Source organism: Paracoccus sp. (in: a-proteobacteria) (assembly GCF_047973135.1).
Lineage (GTDB): Bacteria > Pseudomonadota > Alphaproteobacteria > Rhodobacterales > Rhodobacteraceae > Paracoccus.
Genome location: NZ_JBKEBL010000267.1, coordinates 1 through 7,345, shown reverse-complemented (window position 1 = coordinate 7,345; position 7,345 = coordinate 1). Strand labels below are relative to the sequence as shown.

At 63.8% G+C, this 7,345-nt stretch carries 8 protein-coding genes, 1 tRNA gene, 1 pseudogene and 1 other annotated feature; of the genes and pseudogenes, 8 read left to right on the top strand and 2 right to left on the bottom strand.

Annotated features, from left to right (window positions below):
* Together ACK5L9_RS19895 and ACK5L9_RS19890 are read left to right on the top strand one after the other, a co-directional pair.
* Positions 1–450: PfkB family carbohydrate kinase (locus ACK5L9_RS19895; protein WP_416913194.1), on the top strand; the 450-nt coding region annotated here is incomplete at its 5' end.
* Between the two features lie 56 nt (positions 451–506).
* Positions 507–583, top strand: a tRNA-Arg gene (locus ACK5L9_RS19890).
* A gap of 487 nt (positions 584–1,070) precedes the next feature.
* On the opposite strand, the gene gndA is transcribed toward ACK5L9_RS19890, so the two are convergent.
* Positions 1,071–2,468 carry an NADP-dependent phosphogluconate dehydrogenase gene (gene gndA / locus ACK5L9_RS19885; protein WP_416913193.1) on the bottom strand — a complete coding sequence of 466 codons (1,398 nt, stop codon included), beginning with the start codon at positions 2,466–2,468 and terminating at the stop codon, positions 1,071–1,073.
* Between the two features lie 88 nt (positions 2,469–2,556).
* Here gndA and ACK5L9_RS19880 point away from each other — a divergent pair, with 88 nt between their 5' ends.
* Both ACK5L9_RS19880 and ACK5L9_RS19875 read left to right on the top strand, forming a co-directional pair.
* On the top strand, positions 2,557–3,048 hold the full coding sequence (locus ACK5L9_RS19880) for a gluconokinase (RefSeq protein ID WP_416913192.1): 492 nt from the start codon (positions 2,557–2,559) through the stop codon (positions 3,046–3,048).
* 607 nt (positions 3,049–3,655) lie between these two features.
* Complete coding sequence (locus ACK5L9_RS19875; RefSeq protein WP_416913191.1) at positions 3,656–4,273, top strand: IS66 family transposase zinc-finger binding domain-containing protein; 618 nt, start codon at positions 3,656–3,658, stop codon at positions 4,271–4,273.
* Between the two features lie 117 nt (positions 4,274–4,390).
* Here ACK5L9_RS19875 and ACK5L9_RS19870 read toward each other — a convergent pair whose 3' ends face one another.
* The gene (locus ACK5L9_RS19870; RefSeq protein WP_416913190.1) at positions 4,391–4,690 is read right to left on the bottom strand and encodes an acetyl-CoA hydrolase/transferase C-terminal domain-containing protein; all 300 of its coding nucleotides are present in this window, start codon (positions 4,688–4,690) and stop codon (positions 4,391–4,393) included.
* Positions 4,691–4,706: 16 nt separating this feature from the next.
* Here ACK5L9_RS19870 and ACK5L9_RS19865 point away from each other — a divergent pair.
* The 4 genes and pseudogenes from ACK5L9_RS19865 to ACK5L9_RS19850 all read left to right on the top strand — a co-directional run.
* Positions 4,707–5,941, top strand: a pseudogene (locus ACK5L9_RS19865) (IS3 family transposase).
* Positions 4,994–5,110 (top strand) — a sequence feature (AL1L pseudoknot). Its footprint overlaps the pseudogene before it by 117 nt.
* Positions 5,942–5,944: 3 nt before the next feature.
* Positions 5,945–6,337: a hypothetical protein gene (locus ACK5L9_RS19860; protein WP_416913189.1), complete on the top strand. Its 393-nt coding sequence runs from the start codon at positions 5,945–5,947 to the stop codon at positions 6,335–6,337.
* A gap of 16 nt (positions 6,338–6,353) precedes the next feature.
* Positions 6,354–7,145, top strand: a complete 792-nt coding sequence (locus tag ACK5L9_RS19855; RefSeq protein ID WP_416913188.1) for a hypothetical protein — start codon at positions 6,354–6,356, stop codon at positions 7,143–7,145.
* 10 nt (positions 7,146–7,155) lie between these two features.
* A partial coding sequence (locus tag ACK5L9_RS19850; protein WP_416913187.1) for a hypothetical protein occupies positions 7,156–7,345 on the top strand: 190 nt, incomplete at its 3' end.

Below are 7,345 nucleotides of genomic sequence, written 5' to 3'. Positions count from 1 at the left end.
GCGCGCGCGACCGGCACACTGATCGTATTCGATTCCAACCTGCGCCCGCGCCTCTGGCCCGATATCCCGACCATGTGCCATCAGATCGAGGTGGCGGCGGCGGCGGCCGATATCATGCTGCCCAGCTTTGACGACGAACGCGAGTTCTTTGGCGATGCCGATCCGCAGGCGACGCTGGCGCGCTATCTTGCGCTTGGCGCGGGGCAGGTGATCGTCAAGGCCGGCGGCGCGGATGTGCATTTCGGCGGGACCGGGGGCACGGGCGTCGTGACCGGCCTGCCGCGCGAGGTGCCGGTGGACACGACCTCGGCGGGCGACAGCTTCAATGCCGGTTATCTGGCAGCGGCCCTGCAGGGCGCGGGGGTCGAGGACGCAATCCGCCAGGCCCACGACCTCAGCCGCAAGGTGATCCGCCATCGCGGCGCGCTGGTCCGCGAGGCAGTGGCCTGATCTGCCCCCAGATCGCTTGCCCAAGTCACACGCGTCGTTTAAACAGACCCGCACAGGCCCCCATAGCTCAACTGGATAGAGCAGCCGACTTCTAATCGGCAGGTTCCGCGTTCGAGTCGTGGTGGGGGCACCAGATTCTTCGCATGTGCCTGTGCCCCATAAGCTTTCGCGTTTTCCACGCATATCCGCTGTCAGGCACGGTACACGACACAGTTGCGTTGATGAACCGTCCGGCGAACGGTGAAGCTGAGCCATCTTGCAAGCCGGTTCCCGGGCGACGCGCTGCACGGGTCGCATTATAGCTGACGGAAGCCAATTTGATCATCAAATTGGCGCAGAATCAGCTTGAAATCAAATGATTATAGCCTGACAACACAATCAGAAGAAAGTCGTCAGGCTATATCTGCGCGGTTTGGGGCAACTTCGGTTGCCGGGCGGCAGCGACGGGGCGGGCTTTGCACGCCCCGCCCCCCCCCCTTTTTCCGCAAACACAACACGCCCACCCAATCTGCTGCCTGCGTGGCCGCGTACCCTGCAACACGCCCGCCAACTCGCTTCCCCACGGCAGACGGCCTCGGTCCCTGCCGCAACGGCCACGGCGAAACCGGCCAGACGCATCGTTACGACGCGCCCCATGGGCCATGCGGATCGTCGATGCCGTCCAGCCGCTGAAACCCGTGCGCACCAAAGAAATCGCGCTGCGCCTGGATCATGTTTGCTGTCCCGCGCGAGGTTCGCATCATGTCGAACCAGATCAGTCCAGAGGCCAGCGCGGCCAGCGGATGCCCCTGTGCCAGCCCCTGTCCCGCGACCAGCCGCAATGCCGGGATGGATTCATCAAGCAGCGCGGCAAAATGCGGGGCCATGATCAGGTTGCGGTCAGGGTTTTCCGTAAGCGCCTCGGCCATGTCGTTCAGCATGGCTGATCGGATGATGCAGCCTGCCCGCCAGACCCGCGCGATGCCGGGCAAAGGCAGCGACCAGCCGAAGGCCGCCGATGCCGACGCGATCATCGCGAAGCCTTGGGCATAGCACAGGATCTTGCCCGCGATCAGCGCGCGTTTCAGCACATCCTCGTCGATGCTCAGCGGTTGGGGCGCGGCCCCGAAACGCGCCTCGGTCTGCTGCCGTTCCGTCAGCCGGGCCGAGATGTTGCGCGCCATCACCGCCGCCTCGATCACATTCACCGGCGCGGCCAGATGCTGCGCCTCGATGGCAGTCCAGCGACCGGTGCCCTTCTGTCCGGCCTTATCAAGAATCGCGTCCAGAATCGGCCCGCCACCATGCGGATCGGTGGCCGACGCGACACGGGCCGAGATTTCGATCAGATAGGATTGCAGCGGGCCGTCGTTCCAGTGGCCAAGGATCGTGGCGATGGCAGCGGCAGAGAGGCCCATCCCGTCGCGCATCAGGCCATAGCTTTCCGCGATCATCTGCATGTCGGCATATTCGATACCATTGTGAACCGCCTTGACGAAATGCCCCGCCCCGGCAGGCCCCATCCATGCCGCGCAGGGGCTGCGATCCTCGGCGCGCGCAGCGATGGCCCGAAGAACCGGCGCGACCCGGTCCCAGTCTTTCGGCGCGCCTCCGCCCATGATCGACGGACCATGCCGCGCGCCATCCTCGCCCCCGGACACGCCCATGCCAAGAAAACGCATCGGCAGGTCAGAGGCCGCGCGACGGTTGGTGTCGTGGAAATTCGCGTTGCCCGCGTCGATGACCAGATCGTCGCCGCCCAGCAGCGGCGCAAGTGCCGCGATTTGCTGATCCACGGCCTCGCCCGCTGGCACCATCAGGATGATCGCACGCGGCGATTCGATGGCGGCGACAAGATCCGCAAGGCTTTCGGTCGCGGTAATCCGCCCGGCCAGATCGCCCGCCCCGGCCAGAAAATCGCGCGTGACCTGCGGAGTGCGGTTGAACACCGCGATCCCGAACCCCTTTTCGGCGATGTTCAGCGCCAAAGCCGATCCCATCGTGCCCAGTCCGATCAACCCGATCCTTGCCTTTGCCATAGCAATGCGCCTTCTTGCGTGATGTCCCGGCACCTGATTAGGACGGATGACCGGCCCTGTCACCTGCCATGCAAAAAAGGAGAGTGTCTTGCCCCTGCGAGTGGTTCTGATGGGAGTATCGGGCTGCGGGAAATCCAGTACCGGCCTGGCGCTGGCGCGGCGGCTGGGGCTGTCCTATCGTGACGGAGACGACCTGCACCCGCCCGAAAACGTCGAAAGGATGCGGCAGGGCATTCCGCTGAGCGATGCTGACCGCGCCCCGTGGCTGCGCGCCGTCGCGGATGTGCTGCGCGATCAGGCTCCGGTGATTGTCGGCTGCTCGGCGCTCAAACGCGATTATCGCGACCTGCTGCGCCAGTGCGCCGGTGGACCGCTGCATTTTGTACATCTGGCCGGAAGCCGCGCGCTGATCCTTGCGCGAATGCAGGCCCGGACCGGCCATTACATGCCGCCCGCCCTTCTGGACAGCCAGTTCGCCACGCTGGAACCTCCGACCGCCGGGGAACGGGCGCTGACGGTGGACATCGCCCTGCCAACGGATGAACTGGCGGCACAGATCGCATCCTGGCTGTCCCGATAGCCCTCCGCCCGCGATGCGCAGGCAGCGGGCGGGGCATGTCATGCGGCTTGGGCCTGGGCGACAGCGCGACTCCGGGCGCAGCCTGGGCAGGAAAGGGGGGCGGGCCGTGCAAAGCCCGGCCCGTCGCTGCCGCCCGGCCGGACGCGCGCTTCGCGCGCAGGCGGTCTGCGGGTGGTTGATGCAAGCCGCTGGTCCGCGCACCACCCGCGCAAGGTATAGCTGACGAAAGCAGGTTTTGATCACAAAATCTGCACAGCATCAGCCTAAAATCAAATGATTATAGCCAGACAGGATAATCATTTCAAACGCGCCTGGCTATATCCTGCGCAGAAGCAAAGCCTGCGCCACTGCCCGGCAGGCAGCAAACGCCAGAAAACAAGACGGACGGTTCGCCGCAGGCTTTTGCAGGGGGCCCGGGGGGCGCACAGCTCCCCCGGCTCTCGCGGGACGCAAATCTGCGGCGATGCCGTCACAGCTAAACCTCTGGCGAAAAGATGCAGGTTGCGCCTTATACCAGCGGCCCCGGCGAATGACCGCTCCCGACGGCCAGAGGGTAATTACCCACCCCCCGGTTACAGCGGCGCGCGGATCATGATTCACGCTGGAGATGAACCGTGATGATCTTGAAAAGCTGAGCAAGGACGAGCTGGTTGAAGCGTATCTGGCGCTTCAGGAGCGATTGGGCCGCCCCGGCAAGACGTCGCGGACGTCGTCAAAGCCGCCATCGACGGACCGGAAGGCGCGGCGGGCGAAGAGCAAGCCGGGCGGGGCGAAGCCTGGGCATGAGGGTCGTCACCGGCGGCTGGCCGAGAACCCGGACCGGATCATCGACCACCGGTCCGGCGCGTATTCGGGCTGCGGCGCGGCGATCACCGCAGATGCGCCGGGGGCGGTGATCGGGGAATGCTACCGGATCGATATTCCGCCGATCACGCCGGTCGTGGAGCGCCACCGACGGCTGTCCTGCGCCTGCCCATCCTGCGGCGTAAAGACCAAAGCGCCGGTTTCGTCAGCTATATCACGCTCCTGTCCCTGCCGCCCTATGCACCCGAGCTCAACCCGATCGAAAACGTCTGGGCCTGTTTCCGATCCAACAAACTGCCGATCACCGTCTTCAACGGCTGCGACGATATCGTCGGCATATGTTGCGACGCATGGAACCTCTTCGCCAACTGCCCCGGCACATCAACTCGATCACATCAAGAGACTGGGCAAAGGTCAATGAATAGGGCCGTTGGTATGAGCGCATTGAACACCTCGGGGCGGTTCAGCCTGAGGACGCAGATACGCTCGGTCGGCCACTCTTCCAGAATATCGGCGGACATGTTTGGCTCCGTCATGTTTATCTGATCGCCTCCAGGCTCTGCTCGAAATCCCGCGCCAACTGGTCGCGGAAGGCGGGATGAGCGATCCCGACCAAAGCTTCGGCACGGCCGGGGAAGTCGAGGCCCCACAGATCGGCGACACCATATTCGGTGACGACCAGATCGACATCCGAGCGCGCCGTCGTCACGGGCCGCCCCGCCAGGCTCGCCACGATCTTGGAATGCTTCTGGCCCGGCGTCGCAGAAGACATCGCGATGATCGAGCGCCCGCCGACCGTCAATATGAACCGCCCCGGGTTTACCGGAGAGTAAAACACTCAAAGGATGAGCCCTATGACAAAGCCGAGATTCACCCCCGCCTATCCGGCCGAGCTTCGCGAACGCGGCGTTCGACTATTCCGAGAGCACCGCGGCGATTACGCCAGCGATACGGCAGCCTACAAGGCGATTGCGCCGAAGCTTGGCTGTTCACCGGACAGTCTTCGCGTCTGGTGCCAGCAGGCCGAACGCGATGCCGGGCAGCGGTCCGGGCTGACGAACGCGGAGAAGGATCGGATCCGGGACTTGGAGCGGGAGTAACGTGAACTTCGCACCGCCAACGAGATCCTGAAGAAGGCGAGCGCGTATTTCGCCATGGCGGAGCTCGACCGCCCGTTCCGCAAATGATCGCGTTCGTCGACGATCACCGAGGCGTCTTTGGTGTCGGGCCGATCTGCCGTGTTCTGGGGATCGCACCATCAAGCTTCTATGCCTTCAAGGCCATTGAGCGCGATCCTGGTCTGGCATCGGACCGAGCCAGACAGGATCGCCTGGACATGGCTGCGATCAAGCAGGCCTTCGATGGCAGCCGGGGCCGCTATGGCGCGCGAAAGATCTGGCATCAGTTGCGCCGCAGCGGCCACGATATCGCCCGCTGCACGGTGGAACGGCTGATGAAGATCATGGGATTGCAAGGTGTTGTCCGGGGCAGACGCGTCATCACGACCAACCCCGATACTGCCCAACCCTGCCCGGACGACAAGGTGAACCGTGCCTTCGTCGCCGATATGCCGAACCAACTCTGGGTTTCGGATTTCACCTATGTCTCAAGCTGGCAGGGCATGGTTTACGTGGCTTTTGTGATCGATGTCTTCGCTCGCAAAATCGTCGGCTGGCGTGTTTCCACTTCGATGACCACCGGGTTCGTGCTGGATGCTCTGAACCAGGCCATCTGCCAGAGGGCGCCGTCCGAGGCAGACAACCTGATCCATCACAGCGACCGCGGCAGCCAGTATCTGTCGATCCGATACACCGAGCGGTTGGCCGAGGCAGGCATCGACACCTCGGTCGGCAGCGTCGGCGACAGCTATGACAATGCTCTGGCGGAAAGCATCATCGGGCTGTTCAAAACCGAGGTGATCAAGTTCCTCGGCCTGTGGAAGTCCGTTGGCCAGGTCGAATGGGAAACCCTGAAATGGGTCGACTGGTATAACAACACCCGCCTGCATAGTGCCATCGGCTACGTCACGCCGAACGAAGCAGAGGAGGTATTCTACGAAACCTTGAACGCTCACCAAAAAGCAGCCTAATCATTGAACCAGAAACTCTCCGGTAAACCCGGGGCGGTTCACTCGAACAACGAGATGGCGGTGCAGGCGCTGTTCGCCGGGGCATCGAATACCTCGGGCATCATCCGCGAGGTCGGGCTGTTTCTGGCCGACGGCACCCTGTTCGCGCTCTACGCCGGCGAAGCCATCGGCGAAAGGCTGGCCGGCGAGGATTACGTCTTTGCCGAAACCATCGTGCTGGCCGGCATCAGCCTCGACCGGGTGTCCTTCATCGCCGCAGCCCCCAACGTCGACATCCTGATCGTCGGCCCGTTCGCCCAGATCTCGGCCGAGATCATCCGGCTGCAGCGGCGCGCGGTCGAAACCGAGAACCTGCGCCTGACGCCGCTGATCGCGGCGCTGTCGCCGCACGTCTGAGAAAGGATTTTTCCGCATGACCACCGAAAGCGCGGCGATCGCCGCATTGACCCAGCAGGCCGGGCTGCTGATGGACCTGCCGCAGGCGCTTTACGATACGGCGCAAGGCCGCATCGTCGCCATCGGCAACGAGATGGTCAACCGCATCGCCAGCCTGCAGAAGACCTATATCGCCAGCCTGCAGAAGACCTATTACGTCAACTACGCAACCGGCGCGGACCTGAACGACGGCAGCGCCGCCGCGCCGTTCAAGACCATCCAGAAGGCGCTCGACATGACGCCGTTGGGCGGCCGCTGTACCGCCATCCTGCAAGCCGATTACACTTTTGAGGCGCCGCTGACCGTGGTGCAGCGCTCGCTGCTGCTGCAAAGCTCCACCAGCGTGCGCCACGCACTCAATTTCACCCGCCGGCTCGATAACTCGACCGGCGGAAACCTGCGCGTCGTCGATGCATTCCGGATGCAGTTCAATGCCACGGTCTCGCTCATCGGTCTCAGGCTCAACGTGCCGGCGCTCGACGGCAACTGGGGCAATTACGCGGATATAAACACGACGGCGATTTTCGGCGCCAACGGCGCCCAGGTCGGCGGCAGCCAGGCCGTCATCATGACCCAATGCGACCTGTCGATCCCCGAGCCGCCCTATTGCGCGCTGTTCCCGACCAACCAGATCAAGAGTTTCGCGGCATCCGCCATCACCACTGTCAACGGCCGGACGACGACCAACGGTGCGGTGCTGCGCGGCTATCCCGACACCAACGGCGCATCGCCGCCAGCATATTTCCGCACCACCCTGACCGCCATCTAGGAGAATGCCGATGATCATTCACAATCTGATCCACGACGGACGCGGCTATCAGGATTTCTCCATCGAGGAGCTGATCGAGGCCGGCGTGCCCCAGGCCGCGATCGACGCGGCGCTGGCAAAGGAGCGCCGCGAGGAGATCAAGGCCGAATGCGCCCGCCGCATCTTCACCCATGCCGACGCGCCGACCCAGCAGAACATGG

Excerpts from the sequence above, each read along its gene's own strand:
- gndA (WP_416913193.1), bottom strand. The coding sequence starts at position 2,468 with ATGGCAAAGGCAAGGATCGGGTTGATCGGACTGGGCACGATGGGATCG.
- ACK5L9_RS19875 (WP_416913191.1), top strand. The coding sequence starts at position 3,656 with ATGAACCGTGATGATCTTGAAAAGCTGAGCAAGGACGAGCTGGTTGAA.
- ACK5L9_RS19855 (WP_416913188.1), top strand. The coding sequence starts at position 6,354 with ATGACCACCGAAAGCGCGGCGATCGCCGCATTGACCCAGCAGGCCGGG.